The organism is Sphaerisporangium perillae, assembly GCF_023276435.1.
GTDB lineage: Bacteria > Actinomycetota > Actinomycetes > Streptosporangiales > Streptosporangiaceae > Sphaerisporangium > Sphaerisporangium perillae.
The window spans coordinates 69,706-91,368 of the sequence record NZ_JALLPO010000037.1 but is presented as its reverse complement, the minus strand read 5'-3'; the positions used below and the strand labels follow the sequence as shown (position 1 = coordinate 91,368).

Sequence of the window (21,663 nt, the reverse complement as noted above, 5' to 3'; positions counted from 1 at the left end):
TGGCGCCCTCTCCGAGGCCCGCCGCCGCACGTTTCCCGGCGGCGTGTCCACCGAACGGAGGACATCGGGGTCGGTCCGTCGATGGTGCCGCGCGAGCCGTGCGGTCGCGATGCTCGGGTACATGACGCAGACAGCGGTGAGGGTCCGCGGCCTTACCAAGCGGTACGGCGAGGTACGCGCGGTGGACGGCATCGACCTGGACATCTCGGCCGGCGAGGTGTTCGCCATCCTCGGCCCCAACGGCGCCGGCAAGTCGACCACGGTGGAGATCCTCGAGGGGTACCGCAAGCGGGACGCCGGCGAGGTCACCGTCCTAGGCATCGACCCCGAGCATCCGACCCGGCCGTGGCGCGGCCGGGTCGGCATCGTGCTCCAGACGGCGAACGACACGGCGGAGCTGACGGTACGCGAGACCGTCCGCCACTTCTCCGGCTACTACCCGCAGGCCAGGGATCCCGACGAGGTGATCGCCCAGGTGGGGCTCACCGAGCAGGCCGGCAAGCGCATCAGGCAGCTCTCCGGCGGCCAGCGGCGGCGGGTCGACGTGGCGCTCGGCGTCGTCGGCGACCCCGAGCTGCTGTTCCTGGACGAGCCGACCACCGGCTTCGACCCCGAGGCCCGGCACCGGTTCTGGGACCTGATCCACGAACTGGCCCGCGAGGGCACGACGATCGTGCTGACCACCCACTACCTGGAGGAGGCCGAGGCGCTCGCCGACCGGGTGGCGGTGATCGCCAGAGGCCGCGTCGTGGCCCAGGACCGGCCCGCCACCCTCGGCGGGCGGGCGAGCGCCAAGGCCCGGGTGAGCTGGCTGGACGAGGGCGAGCGCAAGCAGGTCGAGACCGACACCCCCACCAAGACGGTGCTGGAGCTGACCCGCCGCTTCGACGGCGAGGTGCCCGAGCTGACCGTGACCCGGCCTTCCCTGGAGGACATCTACATGCGCCTCATCTCCTCACCCCTCGCCGAGGTGACCCAGTGAACGACACCGCCACCGCCACCGCCACGGCCGGCCGGACCGCCACCTCCCACCCGCTGCCCTCGGTCCTCGCCCTCGGCTGGTCCAGGGCCGCCGTGGAGACCAAGATGTTCTTCCGCGAGCGGGACGCGGTCATCTTCACCTTCGCCTTCCCGATCATCCTGCTCGTCATCTTCGGCGCGATCTTCAGCGGGCGGCTCGAGGGCAGCCCGATCACCGTCTCGCAGCTCTACACGGCCGGGCTGATCGGCGCGGGGGTCATGAGCGCCAGCTTCCAGAACCTCGGCATCGGCATCGCCGTCGACCGGGACGACGGCACGCTCAAGCGCCTGGCGGGCACACCCCTGCCACGCAGCGCGTACTTCGTCGGCAAGATCCTCAGCGTCCTGCTGGTGGCCCTGCTGGAGGTCGCGATCCTGCTGGCGATCGGCGTGGCGGCCTATGACCTGACGCTTCCCACAGAGCTCGGCCGGTGGGTCACCTTCGCCTGGGTCTTCGTGCTCGGCATCACCGGGTCGGCGCTGCTCGGCATCGCGGTCAGCAGCCTGCCGCGGTCCGCGAAGAGCGCCACCGCCGTGATCAGCATGCCGTTCGTGGTGCTGCAGTTCATCTCCGGGGTGTTCATCCCGTTCAGCGAGCTCCCGGAATGGCTGATCAGGATCTCCTCCCTCTTCCCGCTGAAGTGGATGTGCCAGGGCTTCAGGTCGGTGTTCCTGGGCGACGCGGGGGCCGCCCTGGAGCTGACGAAGTCCTACGAATTGGACCGCGTGGCGCTGATCCTGGCAGCCTGGGCCGTCGGAGGTCTTGTCCTGTGCCTGACGACGTTCCGCTGGAAGAGCCGCCGCGACGGATGACGGCCGGTGCGCGTTTCGCCGTGCGGCGGGGCCGGCCGGAGGCGCGAGCCTCCAGCGGCCCCGTCGCCAACGCCTGGGAGGGCTTCGGCGGCTGGGAGGCCCTCTTCCTCCTCGCCTTCGCGGTCACCCTCGTGCTGGTGGTGGTCGACGGCGGCACGGGTCCCGCCGCCAAGACGACGGCGATCACCCTGCTCGGCCTGTGCGCCGTCGTCTACCTGCTCGTCGGCCGCCGGGCCATCAAGGACGAGGAGGCCAACTCCCGGGTCGGGCTGTACTACGCGGGTTTCGTGATCGTCGCGTTCGTCCCCGCGACGGTCATCGCCCCGGCCGCCTCCTTCGCCCTCTTCGCGCTCTGCCCGCAGACGTTCATGGTGCTGCGCCCCCGCTGGGCGGTCGCCACCGTGCTGCTCCTCAACGTCAGCCCGGCGGTCCGGTTCGCACTACAGCCCGGCCTGGAATGGGAAGAGATCGTCGCCTTCGCCGCGACCAGCACCCTCGTGATCATCACCTCCATGGTCTTCGGCCCGTGGATCACCCGCATCATCCACCAGAGCGCCGAGCGGGGCGAGCTGATCGAGGAGCTTTCGGCCAGCCGGGCCGAGGTCGAACGGCTCTCGCGCGAGCGGGGCGCGCTCGCCGAACGCGAGCGGCTGGCCGGAGAGATCCACGACACCCTCGCCCAGGGGTTCACCAGCATCATCATGCTCATCCAGGCGGCCGAGGCGCAGCCGGACCCCTCCAGGCATCTCGCGCTGGCCATGCGCACCGCCAGGGAGAGCCTGGACGAGGCCCGCGGGCTGATCGCCACCCTCACCCCCGCCCCGCTGGACGGATCGACCCTCGACGAGGCGCTCGGCAGGATCACGGCCCGGCTGGGCGAGGAACTGGGCATACCCGTCGCTTTCACGATCGAGGGCACCTCGCGCCCCCTGCCACCGGGCACCGAGGTCGTCCTGATCAGGGCCGCCCAAGAAGGGCTGGCGAACGTGCGCAAGCACGCGGCCGCCTCGTCGGCCACCGTCGTCCTCACGTACGGGGACCACGAGGTGGTCCTGCGGGTCCGCGACGACGGGACGGGGTTCGGCGAGGCCACGCCCACCACCGGCTACGGCCTGCGCGCCATGCGCAGCCGCGTCGAGCAGGCCGGTGGCACCCTGCGGGTGGACGGCGCGGCCGGGCGCGGCACCGAACTCAGCGTCCGGCTCCCTCAGGAGGGCGACTTCTCGTGATACGTGTGCTCATCGTCGACGACCACCCCGTGGTGAGGGAGGGCCTGCGCGGCATGCTGGAGGCCGATCCCGGGATCACCGTGGCCGGAGAGGCGGGGTCGGGCGACGAGGCGGTGGTGCGCGCCCGCGAGCTTCGCCCGGACGTGATCCTGATGGACCTGCGGATGCCCGGCGGCGACGGGGTGCGGGCCATCCCGCCGATCCTCGCCGCCGGCCCGCGGACGCGGGTGATCGTCCTGACCACCTACGAGACCGACCAGGACATCGTGCGCGCGGTCGAGGCGGGCGCCGCGGGATACCTGCTGAAGGACACCTCGCGCGCCGACCTGGTCGCGGCCGTCTTCGGTGCCGCCCGGGGCGAGACCGTGCTGTCCCCGTCGGTGGCGACCAAGCTGGTCACCCGGATGCGGGCGCCGGCGGCCGAGTCGCTGTCCAGGAGGGAGACCGAGGTGCTGGCGCTGGTGGCGCGCGGCCTGACCAACGCGGAGGTCGGCAGGGAGCTGTTCATCAGCGAGACGACGGTCAAGACGCACCTGCTGCGGATCTTCGGCAAGCTCGGGGTCTCCGACCGCACCGCCGCCGTCACCACCGCACTCTCCCGCGGCCTGCTCTGAACCATCTCGGGGCCGCACGATCTCGCACCGAATATTGTTCCAGCAGAGATGGTTCCCATCGCAACGACGGGGCTAAGGTTGCCACAGACCCCCGAGGGGGAAGAGCGTGGTCCCCGGAACGCCCGCGTCCGGGCGCGAGCGCGACCGCAGAGGCCCGAGAAGGAGACGCCATGGCAACGGCTACCGAGCAGCGCACCTTCGACTCCCTCGGCCCCGCCACGGGGGCCGTCGTGGGCACCCACCCTGTGCACGACGCCGCGGCCGTACGGGCGGCCGTCGAGAGCGCCGCCGAGGCGGGCCGCTGGTGGGCGGGGCTGGGATACGAGGGGCGCAGGCGGCGGCTGCTGGACTACAAGGCCGTCCTGACGCGCAACCTCACCCGCATCACCACGCTGATCCACGAGGAGACCGGCAAGCCGGTCGCCGACGCCACCCTGGAGACGGTGCTCGCGATCACGCACCTCGACTGGGCGGCGCGCAACGCGCGCAAGGTCCTCGGCCCCCGCCGCGTCCCGACCGGCCTGATCGGCATCAACCTCGCCGCCACCCTGGAGTACCTCCCCCTGGGTGTGGTGGGCGTCATCGGGCCGTGGAACTACCCGGTGTTCACCCCGATGGGCTCGATCGCGTACGCGCTCGCCGCCGGGAACGCCGTGGTGTTCAAGCCCAGCGAGCTCACCCCGGGGGTCGGCCTGCTGCTGGCCGAGCTGTTCGCGCAGAGCGTGCCGGAGCGCCCGGTGTTCCAGGTGGTCACCGGGCTCGGGGAGACCGGGGCCGCGCTCGCCGCTGACCCGGGGATCGGCAAGATCGCCTTCACCGGCTCGACGGCCACCGCCAAGCGCGTCATGGCCGCCTGCGCGGCCAACCTCACGCCGATGGTCGCCGAGTGCGGCGGCAAGGACGCCCTCATCGTCGACGCGGACGCCGACGTGGCCGCCGCCGCCGACGCGGCGGTCTGGGGCGCCATGTCCAACTCCGGCCAGACCTGCGTGGGCGTCGAACGCGTCTACGTGGTGGAGCGCGTCTACGACGCGTTCATGCGCGAGCTCACCGAGCGGGCGAAGGCCGTGCGCAGCGGGGAGGACTACGGGCCGATCACCATGCCGTCCCAGACCGAGGTGATCCGGCGGCACGTCGACGACGCCCTCGCCGGGGGCGGCAAGGCCGTGGTCGGCGGCACGGAGTCCGTACGGCCGCCGTACGTCGACCCGGTGGTGCTGACCGACGTGCCCGAGGACTCCAGCGCGGTGCGAGAGGAGACCTTCGGGCCGACGATCACCGTGCGGAAGGTCGCCACCGTGGAGGAGGCGATGGAGAAGGCCAACGCCGTCTCCTACGGCCTGGGCGGCACGATCTTCTCGGGCAACGCCCGCCGGGCCATGGAGCTCGCCCGCACGATGCTCACCGGCATGACGGCGATCAACTCGGTCATCTCCTTCGCGGGCGTGCCGGCGCTCCCGTTCGGCGGCGTGGGCGACTCGGGCTTCGGGCGCATCCACGGCGCCGACGGGCTGCGCGAGTTCGCCCGGCCGAAGGCCATCAGCCGGCAGCGGTTCGCCCTCCCCGGAATGAACCTCACCTCCTTCGGCCGCACGCCGGCGGAGATGGAGCGTCTTGTGAAGTTGGTCACGTTCCTCCATGGTCGACGGAGAAGCTAGTTGTCCTGATACTTCCCCAAAAACGATCTTGCGTCCATAATGATGGGTTCCTACGGGGCCAGCAGGACGTGAGGTGTGCAGTGACGACGGGACGCGACTACCGGGGAATGACCGCGGAGCAGCGATTAGCCGACCGCAGGGAGCGGTTGCTGACCGCTGCCTACACGCTGTTCGCCGCCGCGGGATTCACCGCGACCACCATCGAACGGCTGTGCGCGTCGGCACGCATCTCCAACCGCGCGTTCTATGAATGTTTCACCGGGCGTGAAGACCTCATGCGGGCCGTTTACGAGCGCTGCGTCGAGGAGACCCTCCTCGCGGTGTCCAAGGCGATCGGCGAGGCGCCGGCGGACGCCGACAGCAGGGTCCGCGCGGGAATCAGCGAGTACATCACCTTCGTCACCCGGGACAGCCGCCGCGCCCGCATCATGCACCTCGAAGTGCGGCGGGCCGGCGACATCCTCACCACCCACCGGCAGCGCGCGGTGCAGGGCTTCACCGAGATCATCGAGGAGAGCCTCGGAGACGCGCACGGCGGCCTGCCGGGCCGGACGCACCTTCTCGCGCTCGGCATGGTCGGCGCGCTGCAGGAACTGCTGATCGAGTGGGTGCTGGCCGACGAGCGGCCCCCGCTGGACCACCTCATCGAGACGGCCGTCCACATCTTCCGCCGCTGCTTCGGCTCCTGACCGCCGGAGACGATCAGCAAGCGTCGCTCCGGGCCCTGAAAGGCCGGAGGGCGGGCGCCGACCGGCCGTCCCACCCCCGAACCTGAGAACGGCGCCACAGGGCGCCCCCTCGATATGAGCGACGCCGGCGCACCCCCGTCGCACGCCGGACCCGCGACTAGGCCACGGCGGCCATGGGAAGCTCGACCCGGAGCACCCGGTGCAGCCGGGTGATGGCGAGCAACCGCATGACCCGCGGTGGCACCCCCCGTAGGACAAGGCGGCGTTCCGCGCGTAGCGCGCGGCGATGCGTTCCGACGAGAACCCCCAGACCGGCGGAATCGATCATCTCCAGCTCCGAGCAGTCGACGATCATGTCACCGTCGCCGCTCTCGACCGCCTCGTGCAGACGGGGTCGTAGCGTCGCGACGGTGCCCACGTCGAGACGGGACCCGACATGGACCACCTGGCATCCCGGACTCATCCGGCTTCGCATGCCGCCTCCTCATGTCCGGCGACCCGTTCCAGGCCGCAGGGTCTCCCTGCCCGCTCTGGCGAGGCCCATGCCTCCCACCTGGTCAAGTGCCCGGAGCGCCGGCTTCACGGCGGCGGCGGGAGGGACGGGAAATCCACCGCCGGTTACGCTGGACGGCATGACGCGAGCCGACAACGACAAGCCCGTCGTCCTCTCCAAGATCTACACGCGCACGGGAGACGACGGCACCACGACCCTCGGTGACATGAGCCGCACGCGCAAGACCGACCCCCGGCTCGCCGCCTACGCCGACGTCGAGGAGGCCAACGCCGCCATCGGCGTCGCGGTGGCGCTCGGCGGGCTGCCCGCGGAGATCGTCGAGGTGCTGGCCCGGGTGCAGAACGAGCTGTTCGACGTCGGAGCCGACCTGTGCTCGCCCGTCACGCCCGACCCGGAGTTCCCGCCGCTGCGCGTCGAACCGTCGTACGTGGAGTGGCTGGAGGCCCAGTGCGACCTGTTCAACGAGCGGCTGCGGCCGCTGCGCAGCTTCATCCTCCCCGGAGGCACGCCCGGCACCGCTCTCTTGCACGTCGCCCGAACGGTCGTCCGGCGGGCCGAGCGCACCACCTGGTCGGCGCTGGAGACCCACGACGACGTCAACCCGCTCACCGCCAAATACCTCAACCGGCTGAGCGACCTGATGTTCATCCTCTGCCGCATCGCCGCCGACGGCCGAGAACTCCTCTGGAAGCCCGGCGGCACCCGCTAAAGCACGCGAGAGGCGCGGCGGCGGTCTGAGGAGGAGAGATGGTGAGGAACGAGCCCGGACGACGACGAAGACCGCCGCCTCAAACGCGCCCCGAGCCCGCCGAGCGAAGCGAGGCCGGAAAACACGGCTACGCGGCGTCGAGGTGGGCGCTGGGCGGGGCGGATTCGACCCAGGCGAGGAAACCGGTGAGGGCGTCCTCGCTCATGGCGAGCGAGACCCCGGCGCAGTCGACCGTCCAGTAGCCGGCGGGGCCTTCCTCGCCGGTGAGGGGACGCCGGGTGGAAACCATGAGGCCGCGCCTCGCAATCGCGTGGCGCGGCCTCAGTCGCAGTCCCAGGAAGGGGATCCAGTGGAGCTCCCCGCCCGCGTAGCGGGCTACTCCACTCCTCCAGGCGCGGTCTCCCGTCCTCAGGCTACATACGACGTTGCCCCTGGACCGTGCGAGCAGGATCCCGCGGAGAACGAGCAGGGCGGCGATCACCACAACGCTTATCAGTATGTCAAGCGCCGCCATCGTCGCCCCCACGTTCATGTTGTGTATCTATCAGACCTCTTCGCCGGCCGCACGCAGCCGGGCCCTGGCACGCTTGGCCTCGACCTGGGCCTCGGCGTCCTCGCCGTCGGCCTGTACGGAGGCGAGAGCGCGCTGGAGCGCGTCACGAGCCGCCGCGACGTCCACCTCGGAGCCGAGTTCGGCCGTCTCGGCCAGAACCGACACGTCGTTGCTGGCCACCGAGATGAACCCGCCGTGGACGGCGGCGACGATGTCGCCGTCCCCCCGCTTGATGCGAAGGACGCCGCCCTCGACGAGGACGCCGAGCACGGGTGCGTGGTTCGGCATAATACCGATCTCGCCGTCCACGGTCTTGGCAATCACCATGTCGGCTTCGCCGGACCAGATCTCACGTTCCGGCGACACCACGCCAATGCGGAGTTTTGCCATCACACACCTTCCTCGAATGCCGGTACGGCCGGGCCGTACCGGCATTCAGTGATCAGCGGGCCAGTTCCTTGGCCTTGGCGATGGCCTGGTCGATGCCGCCGACCATGAAGAACGCCTGCTCGGGCAGGTGGTCGTACTCACCTTCGCACAGGCCCTTGAAGGAGCGGATGGTCTCCTCGACCGGCACGAACTCTCCCGGCTGACCGGTGAACGCCTCGGCGGCGTACATCGGGTGGGACAGGAAGCGCTCGATGCGGCGAGCCCGCTGGACGGTGACCTTGTCCTCTTCGGAGAGCTCGTCGATGCCGAGGATCGCGATGATGTCCTGCAGTTCCTTGTACTTCTGCAGGATCCGCTTGGTCTCCTGGGCGACCCGGTAGTGCTCCTCGCCGACGACCTGCGGGTCGAGGATCCGGGAGGTGGAGTCGAGCGGGTCCACCGCGGGGTAGATGCCCTTCTCCGAGATCGGCCGGGACAGAACGGTCTGCGCGTCGAGGTGCGCGAACGCGTTGTGCGGGGCCGGGTCGGTGATGTCGTCCGCGGGGACGTAGATCGCCTGCATGGAGGTGATCGAGTGACCGCGGGTCGAGGTGATGCGCTCCTGCAGAACGCCCATCTCGTCGGCCAGCGTCGGCTGGTAGCCCACCGCGGAGGGCATGCGGCCGAGCAGGGTCGACACCTCGGAACCGGCCTGGGTGAACCGGAAGATGTTGTCGATGAACAGCAGCACGTCCTGCTGCTGGACGTCGCGGAAGTACTCCGCCATGGTGAGCGCGGAGAGCGCGACGCGAAGGCGGGTGCCCGGAGGCTCGTCCATCTGGCCGAACACCAGGGCGGTGTCCTTCAGGACGTCGGCCTCCTCCATCTCCAGCCACAGGTCGTTGCCCTCACGGGTGCGCTCACCGACGCCGGCGAACACCGACGTGCCGGAGAACTTCAGCGCGACCCGGCGGATCATCTCCTGGATGAGGACGGTCTTGCCGACGCCCGCGCCGCCGAACAGGCCGATCTTGCCACCCTTGACGTACGGGGTGAGCAGGTCGATGACCTTGATGCCGGTGGGCAGCATCTCGGTGCGCGACTCGAGCTGGTCGAACGCCGGGGAGCGGCGGTGGATGCCCCAGCGCTCGTTGATCTGGAGGGAGGCGGTGGGGGTGTCCAGCGCCTCGCCCAGGGTGTTCCACACGTGGCCCTTGACGACGTCGCCGACCGGCACCGAGATCGGGCCGCCGCTGTCGATGACGGCGGCGCCGCGCACCAGGCCGTCGGTGGGCTGCATGGAAATGGCGCGCACCAGGTTGTCGCCCAGGTGCTGGGCGACCTCCATGGTCAGCGTCCTGGTGGTCTCGCCCAGCGTCACGTCGGTGGTCAGGGCGTTGTAGATCTCCGGCATGGCCTCGACGGGGAACTCCACGTCGACGACGGGACCCGTGACCCGGGCCACACGACCAACGGCGGTCGCGACGGTCTCAACAGTCATTGTGGTTTCTCACTCTTTCCCCGCTGAGGCGTCGGCGAGCGCGTTCGCGCCACCGACGATCTCACTGATTTCCTGGGTGATCTCGGCCTGGCGAGCCTGGTTCATCTGCTGGGTGAACACGCGGATCAGCTCGTTGGCGTTGTCGGTCGCGGACTTCATGGCCCGGCGACGCGAGGCGTGCTCCGAGGCGGCCGACTGGAGCAGCGCGTTGTAGATGCGCGACTCGATGTAGCGGGGCAGGAGCTGGTTCAGCACCTCACCCGCGGTCGGCTCGAACTCGTAGTAGGGCAGCGGTCCCCCGGGCGGCTCTTCGGTGGTCTCCTCCACCTCGAGCGGCAGGATCCGCTTGGCCTGCACGTCCTGCGTCAGCATCGAGACGAACCCGGTGTAGACGACGTGAATCTCGTCGATGCCGTTCTCGTCCTCGAAGGCCCCGATCAGCGCGCCGGCGATCTCCTTGGCGTGGGCGTAGAGCGGCTTGTCGGAGAACCCCGACCACTCCCCGCTCATCTCCCGGCTGCGGAAGCGGTGCCAGGTGATGCCCTTGCGCCCTACGACGAACGGCTTCACCTCGACGCCCCGGCCGCGCAGGTGACCGGCCAGCGCCTCGGCCTCACGCAGGATGTTGGCGTTGAAGCCTCCCGCGAAACCCCGGTCGCTGGTCACGATCAGCACGCCGGCGTTGGCCGGGCGCTCCTTGGCGGCCGTCAGCGGGTGGTCGATGTCCGCGCTGTTGCTGAGGACGGCCGACACCGCGCGAGTGATCTCGCGCTCGTACGGCACGGCCGCCTCCATGCGCTGCTGCGCCTTGATGATGCGGGACGAGGCGATGAGCTCCTGGGCGCGCGTGATCTTCGCCGTGGACCTGACCGACCGGATCCGCCGCCGCAGCAGTCTTAGCTGGGCACCCATGAGCTACTTCTTCTCGGTCTTGCGGACGTGCTTCACGATCTTCTCCTGGCCGACCTCGTCCGCGCTCAGGGCCTCGACCGGCTCGTCCTGCACCAGCAGCTCGCCGGAGGAGGTCTGGAAGGTCTTCTTGAAGTCCGTGATCGCGTCCTTGAGGGTCGTGACCGTGTCGTCGCCCAGTTCCTTGGTCTCGCGGATCGCGTCCAGGACACCCTTGAAGGTCGTGGAGAGGAACTCCAGGAACTCGGCCTCGAAGCGCGCGATGTCCTCGACGGGCACGTCGTCCAGCTCACCGCTGGTGCCGGCCCACACCGAGACGACCTCCTTCTCGACCGGGAAGGGGGTGTACTGCGGCTGCTTGAGCAGCTCCACCAGGCGGGCGCCGCGCTCCAGCTGGGCGCGGGAGGCCGCGTCCAGGTCGGAGGCGAAGGCCGCGAAGGCCTCCAGGTCGCGGTACTGCGACAGCGACAGGCGCAGCGTGCCGGCGACCTTCCGCATCGCCTTGATCTGCGCCGAGCCGCCGACTCGGGAGACGGAGACACCGACGTTGATCGCCGGGCGTACGCCCGCGTTGAACAGGTCGGTCTCCAGGAAGCACTGACCGTCGGTGATGGAGATCACGTTGGTCGGGATGAACGCCGAGACGTCGTTGCCCTTCGTCTCGATGATCGGAAGACCGGTCATCGACCCCGCGCCCAGGTCGTCGGAGAGCTTGGCACAGCGCTCCAGCAGACGGGAGTGGAGGTAGAAGACGTCACCGGGGAACGCCTCGCGGCCCGGCGGGCGGCGCAGCAGCAGGGACACGGCGCGGTAGGCGTCGGCCTGCTTGGTGAGGTCGTCGAAGACGATGAGCACGTGCTTGCCCTGGTACATCCAGTGCTGGCCGATGGCCGAACCGGTGTAGGGCGCCAGGTACTTGAAGCCTGCCGGGTCGGAGGCCGGAGCGGCGACGATGGTGGTGAACTCCATCGCGCCCGCCTCCTCCAGACGGGCCTTGACCTGCGCGATCGTCGAGCCCTTCTGGCCGACCGCGACGTAGACGCAGCGAACCTGCTTCGTCGGGTCGCCGGTGGCCCAGTTCTCGCGCTGGTTGAGGATCGTGTCCACGGCGATCGCGGTCTTGCCCGTACCACGGTCACCGATGATCAGCTGGCGCTGGCCGCGGCCGATCGGCGTCATGGCGTCGATCGCCTTGAGGCCGGTCTGCAGCGGCTCCTTCACCGGCTGGCGCTGCACCACGGAGGGCGCCTGCACCTCGAGGGGACGGCGCCCCTCCGCCTCGATCGTGCCCTTGCCGTCGAGCGGGTTGCCCAGGGGGTCCACCACGCGACCGAGGAACGCGTCGCCGATCGGCACGGACAGGACCTCGCCCGTACGCCGGACCGACTGGCCCTCTTCGACACCGCTGAACTCGCCCAGGATAACGGCACCGATCTCCCGGACGTCCAGGTTCAGTGCCAGGCCACGCGTACCGTCCTCGAACTCAAGCAGCTCGTTCGCCATCGCCGAGGGAAGGCCGGAGATGTGGGCGATGCCGTCGCCGGCGTCGACGACGGTCCCGATCTCCTCGCGCGCCGCGCCTTCCGGCTCGTACGCCTGAACAAAGCGCTCAAGCGCGTCCCGGATCTCGTCCGGCCGGATCGTCAGCTCCGCCATCTCTCTTCAGTCTCCCTAATCATCGGCCGCCCTGACACTCCTAGCCGGCCAACCGGCGGCGGACTTCTTCAATACGTCCTGCGATGGTGGAGTCGATCAGCTCATCTCCGAGCCGGACCGAGAACCCACCGAGCACTCGCGGGTCCACCTCGGTGTTGAGGTGGACGTCGCGTCCGTACGTGGTGCGCAACCACGAGGCGAGGCGCTGCCTCTGCCCGTCGGTCAGCGGAACCGCGCTGCGCACCACGGCGACAAGTTGCTGTCGCTGCTCCGCCACGAGCTGGATGTACTCCTCCAGCCCTCTTTCCAAACTACGCCCTCTCGGGTGCAGAGCGAGCTGCGTGATCAGGCGCAGCGACGCCGGGGCGACCCTGTCCCCGAGCAGGTCGTTCAGCAGCCCGCGCTTGGCCTCCACCGGCGCGGCCGGGTCGACCACGGCGAGGCGCAGTGCGAGGTTGGCGTCGACGATGCGGCCGAACCGGAAGAGCTCGTCCTCCACGTCGTCGAGCCTGCCGAGGGACTCGGCCTCGGCGGCCGAGGCGATGACGCTGAGCCGCTCCAGCGCGTCCGACAGGTCCACCGACCTCGACCACTTGGCGGAGACGGCCGCGATGACCGTCTCCAGAGCGGCGTCGCTGATCTTGCCGTCCAGCAGGGACCGCACGACGTCGGCCTTCTGCTCCGCCGGGCGGGCAGGGTCGCCGAGGTTCCGGCGGAGTCCGTGCTCGCGGTCGAGCAGGACGGCGACCGCGAACAGGTCCTCGGCCAGCCGGCCGAGGTCCGCCGTCGCGGCCACCGCGTTGAAACGCTCCTCGACAGCGGCGAACGAACTACGGCTCAGACCTCTCATCAGCGCACCGCCGCCTCACCGGCGGACTCGAGCTCGTCGAGGAACCGGTCCACGACGCGGCTCTGCCGGGTCTCGTCCTCCAGCGACTCGCCGACGATGCGGCTCGCCAGCTCGGTCGACAGGCGGCCGAGCTCAGCGCGCAGCTGCGTGAACGCCTGCCTGCGGTCGGCCTCGATCTGTGCGTGAGCCGCCTCGATGAGACGCCGGGCCTCGGCCTGGGCCTCCTCGCGGAGCTCCGCCTTGATCTGCGCGGCCTGCTCACGGGCCTCCTCGCGCATGCGGGCGGCCTCGTGACGTGCCTCGTTCAGCTTGGCCCGGTAGTCCTCCAGCGTGCGCTGGGCTTCCGCCTGGGCCTCCGCGGCCTTCTTGATGCCGCCCTCAATGGCCTCGGTCCGCTCCTCCAGCGTCTTCTGGATGCGCGGGGTGAGGATCTTGCCGACGACGACGAAGACGACAAGGAACGCGAAGCCGCCGACGATGAGCTCGTAAGCATGCGGGATGAGCGGATTTTCCGCCTCCGCGGCGAGGAGTCCGGCTCCCAGAGTCATGGCTGCAGCCTTCCGTCAGGGGTGGTTCGCGTTACTTGATGCCCTGGAAAATGAACGGCGCGACCAGACCAATGAGCGCCAGCGCCTCGGTGAGGACGAAGCCCAGCAGCATGTTCTGGCGGATCAGGCCGTAAGCCTCGGGCTGACGGGCGATGGCCTGCACGCCCTGACCGAAGATGATGCCGACGCCGATGCCGGGGCCGATGGCGGCGAGACCATAGCCGATGGCGGTGACGTTGCCGGAGACCTCAGCAAGAAGGCTCATTGTGATGCTTTCCTTTACTTGTCGGCCGGTGAGGGTTCACCGGTCAGGACCAGGTCAGTGGAAGTGACTCAGTGTTCCGGGTGCAGCGAGCCGCCGATGTACATCGCGGCCAGCATCGTGAACAGGAACGCCTGCAGGTACTCGATGAAGATCTCGAAGCCGGTCATGACGATCGTCATGACCACGCCGAGGACGCCGACCGCGGCACCCGCGATGGTGGGCCTCTCAATGAGGAACCAGAAGCCGACCATGCTGAAGAACGCCAGGAGCATGTGGCCGGCGAACATGTTCGCGAAGAGTCGGACCGCGTGCGTGAACGGCGCGATGATGAGGTTCGAGAGGAACTCGATCGGGGCAAGCAGGAGGTAGATGGGCTTGGGGAGCCCCGGCGGGAACATCATGTTCTTGAAGTAGCCGATGAAGCCCTGGTGCTTGATGCCCAGGTAGATCTTGATCACATAGATCGTGATCGCGAAGACCGCCGGGAAGGCGATGTGCGAGGCGATCGGGATCTGGACGAACGGCACGACGCCGAACAGGTTCCAGAGGAGGATCAGGAAGAACAGCGAGACCATCAGCGGCATCCAGCGCTCGGCGTCCTTGCCCAGGAACGGGCGCGCCACCTGGTCGCGGACGAAGAGGTAGCCGAGCTCGCCGATGTTCTGCATGCCCCGCGGCACGAGTTTCGGCCGGGCGAACGCGCCCCAGGCGAGCACACACACGATCAGTGCGCCGACAAGGGCGAACAGCACGGGCTTGGAGGCCCACGCGGGGCCGCCGTCCCAGAGCGGGGGGAAGTTGAAGATCGAAGGCCCGGGGGCCTCGAACTCTCCGTCGGCGGCGAGGACCGTCAGCGCGCTCACGCGGCGTTCCCTCCAAGATGGTGGATCAACAGAAGACTGCGGGATGTGGTCGGCGCGCTCAGCGGCCGTACTTCACATAGACCAGGTAGACGGCGAGCACGACCCCGAGGATGACGCCTATCGGGAAGAACGCGCCCACGCCAATCCAACGGTCCAGCAACCAGCCGATGCCACCCCAGACCAGCATCCCGGCGAGAAGAGTGCTCGGGATTGACCAGGCGGCATTGGCGAAGTCGCGACCGTCTTCCTCGGGCTTGCGCTGCTCGCTCATCGCGGGCACGACGATAGCAGGCAGGCAGGGGACTAGTCATATCGGACCCCGTACCGCCACGGGGAATCCTACGCCTCATCGCGGTCCACCCTGTCCGGGGACCTTGGCCTCGGGGTCGACGTACAGCATTTTCAGCTTGAGGAAGGCGCGGACCTCGCCGATCGTCCAGACGATCGTGCAGATGATGACGGCCCATCCGAAGGCGCGGGGCGAGAACGCCGTGGCGTCGGCGAAGGCGCTCAGCAGCACCATCAGCAGGACGACCTTGACCAGATAGCCCAGCACGGCGGCCAGCATCATCATTTGTGGTGAGACGCGCCCCGCCCAGGTGACGGCCACGAGCCCGGCGGTGAAGAACGCGGCGACGACCACGAGCCCGATCGCCGCTCCGAGAGCGCCGGCGCCTCCGCCCAGCAGGGCGGCCACCACGACGACGACCAGCCCCACCGCGATGGTGGGTATGGCCGCGCCTTTGAGTGCGCGCACGTCGTTGGCCTGCATCGGTGCTCCAAAGCAAAGTTGTCAAGCGAGCGATTGCTACCTTACAGAGCGAGCCCTGCTCCGCCCTTGCTAGTGAAAGATATCACAAGCTCATGGAGTGATGCCTTTACCTGGGCTTTCGTGCAGGTGAACGGCTACTCAACCGGTCGGGGCCGTGGCGCGGGGGGTGCTCGCCGCACCAGGGACGGAAGGGTCCTCCGAGGCCGGGCCCGAGCCGGGCTCCGGCCCTCTGCCGGCGTGGGCGCCGCCGCCCCGGCCGCCCCGGCCGGACCGCCACAGCGGGAGCCCCATCATCACCAGCACGACCAGCGCCAGCAGCACGACCACCGGGAAGACGATCAGTGGCACGCCGCCGACCGACAGGCCGACGACGGTCGCGGCGAACAGGAACGTCCAGGCGTACATGATGAGGACCGTGCGCCGGTGCGAGTGGCCGACCTGCAGCAGCCGGTGGTGCAGGTGACCGCGATCGGGCGAGAACGGCGACTTGCCGTAGGAGGTGCGCCGGACCACCGCCATGACCAGGTCCGCCAGCGGGAGCACCATCACCGCGAGGGGAAGCAGGATGGGCAGGACCACCGGGAACCGGTTGATGTCGCCGGCGGCGCCGTTGTAGTCCACCGTGCCGGTCACCGTGACCACCGAGGTGGCCAGGACCAGGCCGATCAGCATCGCGCCGGTGTCGCCCATGAAGATCTTCGCGGGGTGGAAGTTGTGCGGCAGGAAGCCCAGGCACATCCCGATGAGGATCGCGGTGATGGCCGCCGTGACGCTCAGACGGCCCTGGTCGAGGCTGTCGGTCAGGGCGACGGTCCAGGCGAAGGTCGCCATGGCGGCGATGCAGACGATGCCCGCGGCCAGGCCGTCCAGGCCGTCCACGAAGTTCACGGCGTTGATGGCGACGACGACGACCAGGATGGTGATGACCGTGGTCAGCGTGTTGTCGAGGCTGACCGTGCCGCCGTTGGGCAGCGGGATCCACAGCAGGGTGAGCTTGAACGCGACGAGCAGGCCGGCGGCGGCGATCTGGCCGCCGAGCTTGACGATGGCGTCCATGTCCAGCCAGTCGTCCAGGAAGCCGGTGAGCACGATGACACCGCCCGCGATGGCCAGGGCGATCACCGTCTGGCCGCCGCCCATCCGTGGGTCGGCGAGTTTGGGGCCGATGTGTTCCAGGTGGCTCGCGACGAACAACCCCGCCAGCATCCCCGCGTACATCGCGAGGCCGCCGAGACGCGGAGTGCGGACCGTGTGCACGTCTCTCTCACGGATCTCCGGCGCGGCGCCGATGCGCAGCGCGAAGACCCTGACCAGCGGGACCAGCAGATAGGTGACCACCGCCGACACCGACGCCATGAGGAGGTATTCGCGCACGACCCCAGTTTCCCGGATTGTTCGGTCAAATGTGACCGAAAAATTGCACAGAACTACACATTAACCGCGTGGATACGCTGGATGACCGCGGGTGAGCTGCGTCACCCGCTCGGCCACCGACGTTATCGCACCCGGATCGCGCACGGCTTGCGCGACCATCGAGGCTATCTCCTTCATCTCCGTCACCCCCATGCCCTGAGTCGTCACGCAGGGAGTCCCCAGCCGGATGCCCGAGGTCACCGTCGGCGGCTCCGGGTCATAGGGGATCGTGTTGCGGTTGAGGATGATGCCCGCCCGGGCGCACCGCCGCTCGGCCTCAGCACCCGTCACCCCCAGATCTCGCAGGTCGATCAGCGCCAGATGCGTCTCGGTTCCGCCGGACACCGGCCGCATGTCCTCGGCCGCCAGCGCCTCCGTCAGGGCCCTGGAATTGACGATCACCTGCTCGGCGTACGCCCGGAACTCCGGCCGTAACGCCTCGCCGAAGGCCACCGCCTTCGCCGCGATGGCGTGCATCAGCGGACCGCCCTGGATGAACGGGAAGACCGCCCGGTCGATGCGCGAGGCGAGCTCGGAGGTGCACAGGATGCCGCCGCCCCTCGGCCCGCGCATGGCCTTGTGCGTGGTGAACGTCACCACATCGGCGTACGGCACCGGCGAGGGCACCGCACGGCCCGCCACCAGGCCGATCGTGTGCGCGGCGTCCACCAGCAACCACGCCCCCACCTCGTCGGCGACGCCGCGGAAGACCGCGTGGTCGATGAGCCGCGGATACGCCGTCGCGCCGCAGACGATGAGCTTGGGCTGGTGGCGCACCGCCAGCTCGCGCACCTCGTCGTAGTCGATCGTCTCGGTGTCGCGCCGCACCCCGTACGCCACCACGTCGAACCAGCGGCCCGAGAAGTTCACCTTGGACCCGTGGGTCAGATGCCCGCCGTGGGACAGCTCCATCGCCAGCATCGTGTCCCCCGGCCGGAGCAGCGCGGCGTACGCGGCCAGGTTGGCCGAGGCGCCCGAATGGGGCTGGACGTTGACGTGATCCGCCCCGAACAGGGCCTTCGCCCGGTCTATCGCGAGCCGCTCCGCTCGGTCGACGACCTCGCAGCCGCCGTAATAGCGCCTGCCCGGATAGCCCTCGGCGTACTTGTTGGTGAGCGTCGACCCCAGCGCCGCGATGACGGCGGGCGAGGCGAGATTCTCGCTCGCGATCAGCTGGAGCCCGCCGCGGAGGCGTCCGACCTCGTCGAGCAGCACCTGGGCGATCTCCGGATCCTCCCGCTGGAGCTGGGAGAAGTCGGGCCCGTAGAACTCCTCAGCGTGCTCGTGGTCGCGCCGTTTCGCATGCATGGCTGGCTCACCACTCCTTCCCCCGCACGAGACCGCACGCGGTGAGGACACCGACCTCCCCACTGTAAGCCCCGAGCCCGGGCCGGTCCCGGGCCTACCGGTCAGCTGTAGGCGTGCGGGGCGGTCGAGGCGGCCGGCACCCAGCGGGGGGTGTCCGCCGCCTGATCGCTGATCGCGGTCAGCACCGCCTGGCGGTACATGCCGAGCCTGTTGCGCCATTCGGTCATGTCCTGCACATAGCGCTCCGCGACCGGCGCGTCCCAGACGTCCCTGCTGCGGGCCATCTGGTACGCCTTGTCCAGCGAGGTGGTGAGCCCTTCCAGCAACGGCAGCGTCTGCTGCCACAGGTCGACCAGCTTCTGGTATTCGGGGTTGAACCGCCAGCTCGTCGCCTGCCCGTCCGGGCTGAACGGGTCGGAGGAGGACGCGGGCGGCGTCTCCCCGGGCTGGAGCGGCTTCGGTGCCGGCGGATCGGCGTACATCTCGAACGGCCCTCCTTCACGAACCGGACGGCGAGGCGGAACCACGCTCCGGCGACGGACCATCTCCGGCGTCCCCGTCATCGGGGCTGAACCCGCCGTACAGGGCCTCGTCGTCCCCGGCGGCGTACACACCTGACTGCACGTGCGCACCCGGCTGCACGACGCCCTGAGGAGCCGTAAGGCCCTGGTCGGCGGCCGAGCCCCCCGAGTCGGGAGGCAGAGGCGCCGACGGCTTGGCGGCACCCGACGGCCCTTCCGGCTCGACGTAGCCGACCGGCCCATCGGCGTGCGGATGGCCCGCCTGGAGCCCGTCGGACGGCACCACCACCGGCTGGTCCAGCGGCGGGATCTTGTCCATGTTCTCCGCCAGCCACCGGAGATGCTCGGTGGTGGGCGGCGTCATGGTGACCTCGACGACCCGCACGCCGTCCACGTCGATCACCCGCGTCCGCTCCCCCGTGGTGTCGATGTCCTGCGGGTTGTCGACGTTGGGGGTGTCCATCTGCCCATCAGGAGCAACCTGCGGAACATCAGGCCCGGCCTGCGGCCCCTCCGGAGTCACCTGCGGAACATCAGGCGTGGTCTGCTGCCCATCAGGCGTGGGCTGAGGAACATCAGGGGTGGTCTGCGGAACGTCAGGGGACCGCGGAACGTCGGGAGTGGTCTGCTGCCCATCAGGCGTGGGCTGCGGAACGTCGGGGGTCGTCTGCTGCCCATCAGGCGTGGGCTGCGGGACGTCGGTCGTCGGAGGCGCGGACTGGGGCTGATCCCCCTCGGGAACCGGCGCCGTGGGAGGAACCTGCTCGGCCTCGGGCCTCGTGCCATCGGGATCAGGTGCCGGATCGGGCTTCGGCGCCGGGTCAGCCGTGGGCGTGTCATCGGCCTTGGGCGCCGGGTCGGGCTTCGGCGCCGGATCGGCCCTGGGCTCCGTATCGGATCTGGGCGCCTCCGGCTGGGGCGCGACTTCGTTCCTGGGCGCGGCGTCCGGCTTGTCGGCCTTGGGGGCAGGATCCGGCTTGTCGGCCTTCGGGGCCTCGTGCTTGTCCGGCTTCTCGGCCTTCGGGGCCTCGTGCTTGTCGGTCTTGTCAGGCTTGTCGGCCTGAGGCACCTCGTGCTTGTCGGGCTTCTCGGCCTTCGGAGTCTCGGTCTTGTCAGGCTTGTCAGCCTGAGGCGCCTCGTGCTTGTCCGGCTTCTCGGCCTTCGGAGTTTCCTGCTTATCGGTCTTGTCGGTCTTGTCGGTCTTCGGGGCGTCGTCCTTATCGGCCTTGTCCGGCTTGTCGGTCTTATCCGTCTTGTCGGCCTTGGGGGTGTCGTCCTTGTCGGACTTCGTGGCGTCGGGCTTCGCGTCCTGCTTGTCGGGAGCGGTCTGCTTCATGCTCTTGGGGCCGGTGTCCGGGTCCTTCTGCTTCTCCTTCTTCTCCAGCAGAACGAGCCGGGCGGTGACGTCGCGGATGAGCGTCTCTCCGGCATCGGCGACCTGGACGGGACGGTACGTGGCGGGGACCGACAGGCCCGCTGAGCTGGTCAGCCGGGTGATGAGGCCCTCGACGCTGCGCATCCGGGTGCCCGCACGCCCGACCTCGGCCAGCAGCTCACGGACCAGCTTGGGGTCCATTCCGTCCAGCTTGCCCATGGGCGTCTCCCGTGCTCGTGGCCGCCGCTCCCCTGGTGCGCCTCAGGAGAGGGCTCGTGCCCCGCTCGCAGCCATGCTCCCTCGCCACCGGCCGTCGCTCAAGAGCACAGGCGCACCTCACGCTACTGAGACGCCCATGCCGTACGGCTCCGCGATAGCCATACGGCATGAGTCGTGACAGGCACGTGGGAGTCCCAGGCGGTTCTCAGGCCCCGCCCTCGGCCTTGCCCGCGGACCCACCGGCCGGACCAGGCTTATCCGCAGGTCCGGGCTCATCGGCGCCGACCGGCTTCTGAGGCTCGGCCGCATCGGCCGGCTTCTCGGACTCGGCCGCCTCGGTGGGCTTCTCCGGCTCATCGGCGCCGATCGGCTGCTCGGGCCCGACCTCGTCGGCCGGCTTCTCCGGCTCGGCTGCCTCGGCCGGCTTCTCTGGCTCGGCCGTCTCAGCCGACTTCTCGGTCGCGTCGGCCGGCTTTTCGGGCTCGATCGCGTCGGCCGGCTTCTCGGGCTCGATCGCGGCCGGCTTCTCGGGCTCGGCGGCTGCGGCGAGGGCCTCGGTGGCGCCGGTGGTGCCGGAGATGTCGGTGTCCGGGCCGGCGTCGGTCGCGACGTACCCGATCACCCCGCGCAGCTTCTCCACCGGGATCGCGCCCTTGCGCAGCACGCGCGGCACGGCCGTGGTCAGATCGATGATCGTGGAAGGGACGCTGTCGGAGCACGCGCCTCCGTCGAGGTAGACGGCGACGGACTCCCCGAGCTGCTCCTCCGCGTCGGCAGCCGTGGTCGCCGGCGGGGCGCCGGACCGGTTGGCGCTGCTCACCGCCATGGGGCCGGTCTCCTTGAGCAGCTCGAGGGCGACGGCGTGCAGCGGCATGCGGATCGCGACGGTGCCCTTGGTGTCGCCGAGGTCCCAGTTGAGCGAACGGCTCGCCCGGCAGATCAGCGTCAGCGGCCCCGGCCAGAACGTGTCGATCAGGTCCTGCCCGTAGGAGCCTAGATCGTCCACCAGGGCGGCCGCGGCCCGTACGGTGCCGACCAGCACGGGCACGGGCATGTCGCGGCCGCGACCTTTGGCCTCGAGCAGTGCCGTGACGGCCGAGGGGGTGAAGGCGTCGGCCCCGATGCCGTAGACCGTGTCGGTCGGGATGACCACCAGCTCGCCGGCCCTGATGGCGGACGCGGCGTCGGCGATGCCGGCGGCACGCTGCTCGGTGTTCGTACAGTCATAACGTCGACTCACGAATCGTCATCCTCCCACGTAGGCTGGCCCGCCCGAGCCGGGATCCCGGGGCGCG

Annotated in this window: 24 protein-coding genes; 7 read left to right on the top strand and 17 right to left on the bottom strand. The window is 69.7% G+C overall.

The window, feature by feature from the left end:
• The first annotated feature begins 121 nt into the window (after positions 1–121).
• The 6 genes from MYF83_RS31315 (at position 122) to MYF83_RS31290 (ending at position 6,023) form a co-directional block, all read left to right on the top strand.
• The gene (locus MYF83_RS31315; protein ID WP_248964353.1) at positions 122–982 is read left to right on the top strand and encodes an ABC transporter ATP-binding protein; all 861 of its coding nucleotides are present in this window, start codon (positions 122–124) and stop codon (positions 980–982) included.
• On the top strand, positions 979–1,833 hold the full coding sequence (locus tag MYF83_RS31310; RefSeq protein ID WP_248964352.1) for an ABC transporter permease: 855 nt from the start codon (positions 979–981) through the stop codon (positions 1,831–1,833). The genes MYF83_RS31315 and MYF83_RS31310 overlap by 4 nt, the downstream gene beginning before the upstream one ends.
• On the top strand, positions 1,791–3,062 hold the full coding sequence (locus MYF83_RS43980; protein ID WP_248964351.1) for a sensor histidine kinase: 1,272 nt from the start codon (positions 1,791–1,793) through the stop codon (positions 3,060–3,062). Before MYF83_RS31310 ends, MYF83_RS43980 begins: the two co-directional genes overlap by 43 nt.
• Complete coding sequence (locus MYF83_RS31300; protein WP_248964350.1) at positions 3,059–3,676, top strand: response regulator; 618 nt, start codon at positions 3,059–3,061, stop codon at positions 3,674–3,676. Before MYF83_RS43980 ends, MYF83_RS31300 begins: the two co-directional genes overlap by 4 nt.
• A gap of 170 nt (positions 3,677–3,846) precedes the next feature.
• A complete protein-coding gene (locus MYF83_RS31295; RefSeq protein WP_248964349.1) occupies positions 3,847–5,334 on the top strand; it encodes an aldehyde dehydrogenase family protein in 1,488 nt (495 codons plus the stop codon).
• An 80-nt stretch (positions 5,335–5,414) separates the two neighbouring features.
• Positions 5,415–6,023 (top strand): TetR/AcrR family transcriptional regulator, encoded by a 609-nt coding sequence (locus tag MYF83_RS31290; RefSeq protein ID WP_248964348.1) that lies wholly within the window; start codon positions 5,415–5,417, stop codon positions 6,021–6,023.
• Positions 6,024–6,180: 157 nt separating this feature from the next.
• Here MYF83_RS31290 and MYF83_RS31285 read toward each other — a convergent pair whose 3' ends face one another.
• Positions 6,181–6,498, bottom strand: coding sequence for an STAS domain-containing protein (locus tag MYF83_RS31285; protein WP_248964347.1), 318 nt, complete (start codon positions 6,496–6,498; stop codon positions 6,181–6,183).
• A gap of 157 nt (positions 6,499–6,655) precedes the next feature.
• On the opposite strand from MYF83_RS31285, the gene MYF83_RS31280 reads away from it, so the two are divergent.
• On the top strand, positions 6,656–7,246 hold the full coding sequence (locus MYF83_RS31280) for a cob(I)yrinic acid a,c-diamide adenosyltransferase (RefSeq protein WP_248964346.1): 591 nt from the start codon (positions 6,656–6,658) through the stop codon (positions 7,244–7,246).
• Between the two features lie 127 nt (positions 7,247–7,373).
• Here MYF83_RS31280 and MYF83_RS31275 read toward each other — a convergent pair whose 3' ends face one another.
• The 16 genes from MYF83_RS31275 to MYF83_RS44535 all read right to left on the bottom strand — a co-directional run bounded on the left by MYF83_RS31275 (position 7,374) and on the right by MYF83_RS44535 (position 21,608).
• Entirely contained in the window at positions 7,374–7,760 is a 387-nt protein-coding gene (locus tag MYF83_RS31275; protein ID WP_248964366.1) for a DUF2550 domain-containing protein, read from the bottom strand.
• Positions 7,761–7,790: 30 nt separating this feature from the next.
• The gene (locus tag MYF83_RS31270; RefSeq protein WP_248964345.1) at positions 7,791–8,189 is read right to left on the bottom strand and encodes a F0F1 ATP synthase subunit epsilon; all 399 of its coding nucleotides are present in this window, start codon (positions 8,187–8,189) and stop codon (positions 7,791–7,793) included.
• A 52-nt stretch (positions 8,190–8,241) separates the two neighbouring features.
• Entirely contained in the window at positions 8,242–9,669 is a 1,428-nt protein-coding gene (gene atpD / locus MYF83_RS31265; protein WP_248964344.1) for a F0F1 ATP synthase subunit beta, read from the bottom strand.
• 9 nt (positions 9,670–9,678) lie between these two features.
• On the bottom strand, positions 9,679–10,581 hold the full coding sequence (locus MYF83_RS31260) for a F0F1 ATP synthase subunit gamma (protein WP_248964343.1): 903 nt from the start codon (positions 10,579–10,581) through the stop codon (positions 9,679–9,681).
• Between the two features lie 3 nt (positions 10,582–10,584).
• Positions 10,585–12,234, bottom strand: coding sequence for a F0F1 ATP synthase subunit alpha (atpA, locus tag MYF83_RS31255; protein WP_248964342.1), 1,650 nt, complete (start codon positions 12,232–12,234; stop codon positions 10,585–10,587).
• 40 nt (positions 12,235–12,274) lie between these two features.
• Positions 12,275–13,084 carry a F0F1 ATP synthase subunit delta gene (locus MYF83_RS31250; RefSeq protein ID WP_248964341.1) on the bottom strand — a complete coding sequence of 270 codons (810 nt, stop codon included), beginning with the start codon at positions 13,082–13,084 and terminating at the stop codon, positions 12,275–12,277.
• Positions 13,084–13,632: a F0F1 ATP synthase subunit B gene (locus MYF83_RS31245; RefSeq protein ID WP_248964340.1), complete on the bottom strand. Its 549-nt coding sequence runs from the start codon at positions 13,630–13,632 to the stop codon at positions 13,084–13,086. The genes MYF83_RS31250 and MYF83_RS31245 overlap by 1 nt, the downstream gene beginning before the upstream one ends.
• 31 nt (positions 13,633–13,663) lie before the next feature.
• The gene (atpE, locus tag MYF83_RS31240; protein ID WP_248964339.1) at positions 13,664–13,897 is read right to left on the bottom strand and encodes an ATP synthase F0 subunit C; all 234 of its coding nucleotides are present in this window, start codon (positions 13,895–13,897) and stop codon (positions 13,664–13,666) included.
• 68 nt (positions 13,898–13,965) lie between these two features.
• A complete protein-coding gene (atpB, locus tag MYF83_RS31235) occupies positions 13,966–14,760 on the bottom strand; it encodes a F0F1 ATP synthase subunit A (RefSeq protein ID WP_248964338.1) in 795 nt (264 codons plus the stop codon).
• Positions 14,761–14,818: 58 nt separating this feature from the next.
• The gene (locus MYF83_RS31230; protein ID WP_248964337.1) at positions 14,819–15,031 is read right to left on the bottom strand and encodes an AtpZ/AtpI family protein; all 213 of its coding nucleotides are present in this window, start codon (positions 15,029–15,031) and stop codon (positions 14,819–14,821) included.
• A gap of 75 nt (positions 15,032–15,106) precedes the next feature.
• Positions 15,107–15,532: a Cg1360 family ATP-synthase-associated protein gene (locus MYF83_RS31225; RefSeq protein WP_248964336.1), complete on the bottom strand. Its 426-nt coding sequence runs from the start codon at positions 15,530–15,532 to the stop codon at positions 15,107–15,109.
• A gap of 138 nt (positions 15,533–15,670) precedes the next feature.
• On the bottom strand, positions 15,671–16,906 hold the full coding sequence (locus MYF83_RS31220; protein ID WP_248964335.1) for a glycosyltransferase family 4 protein: 1,236 nt from the start codon (positions 16,904–16,906) through the stop codon (positions 15,671–15,673).
• A 60-nt stretch (positions 16,907–16,966) separates the two neighbouring features.
• A complete protein-coding gene (glyA, locus tag MYF83_RS31215; protein ID WP_248964334.1) occupies positions 16,967–18,253 on the bottom strand; it encodes a serine hydroxymethyltransferase in 1,287 nt (428 codons plus the stop codon).
• Between the two features lie 101 nt (positions 18,254–18,354).
• Positions 18,355–18,735, bottom strand: a complete 381-nt coding sequence (locus MYF83_RS31210) for a hypothetical protein (protein ID WP_248964333.1) — start codon at positions 18,733–18,735, stop codon at positions 18,355–18,357.
• 16 nt (positions 18,736–18,751) lie between these two features.
• Positions 18,752–20,368 carry a hypothetical protein gene (locus MYF83_RS31205; RefSeq protein ID WP_248964332.1) on the bottom strand — a complete coding sequence of 539 codons (1,617 nt, stop codon included), beginning with the start codon at positions 20,366–20,368 and terminating at the stop codon, positions 18,752–18,754.
• A gap of 205 nt (positions 20,369–20,573) precedes the next feature.
• A complete protein-coding gene (locus MYF83_RS44535; protein ID WP_372500291.1) occupies positions 20,574–21,608 on the bottom strand; it encodes an L-threonylcarbamoyladenylate synthase in 1,035 nt (344 codons plus the stop codon).
• Positions 21,609–21,663: the final 55 nt, after the last annotated feature.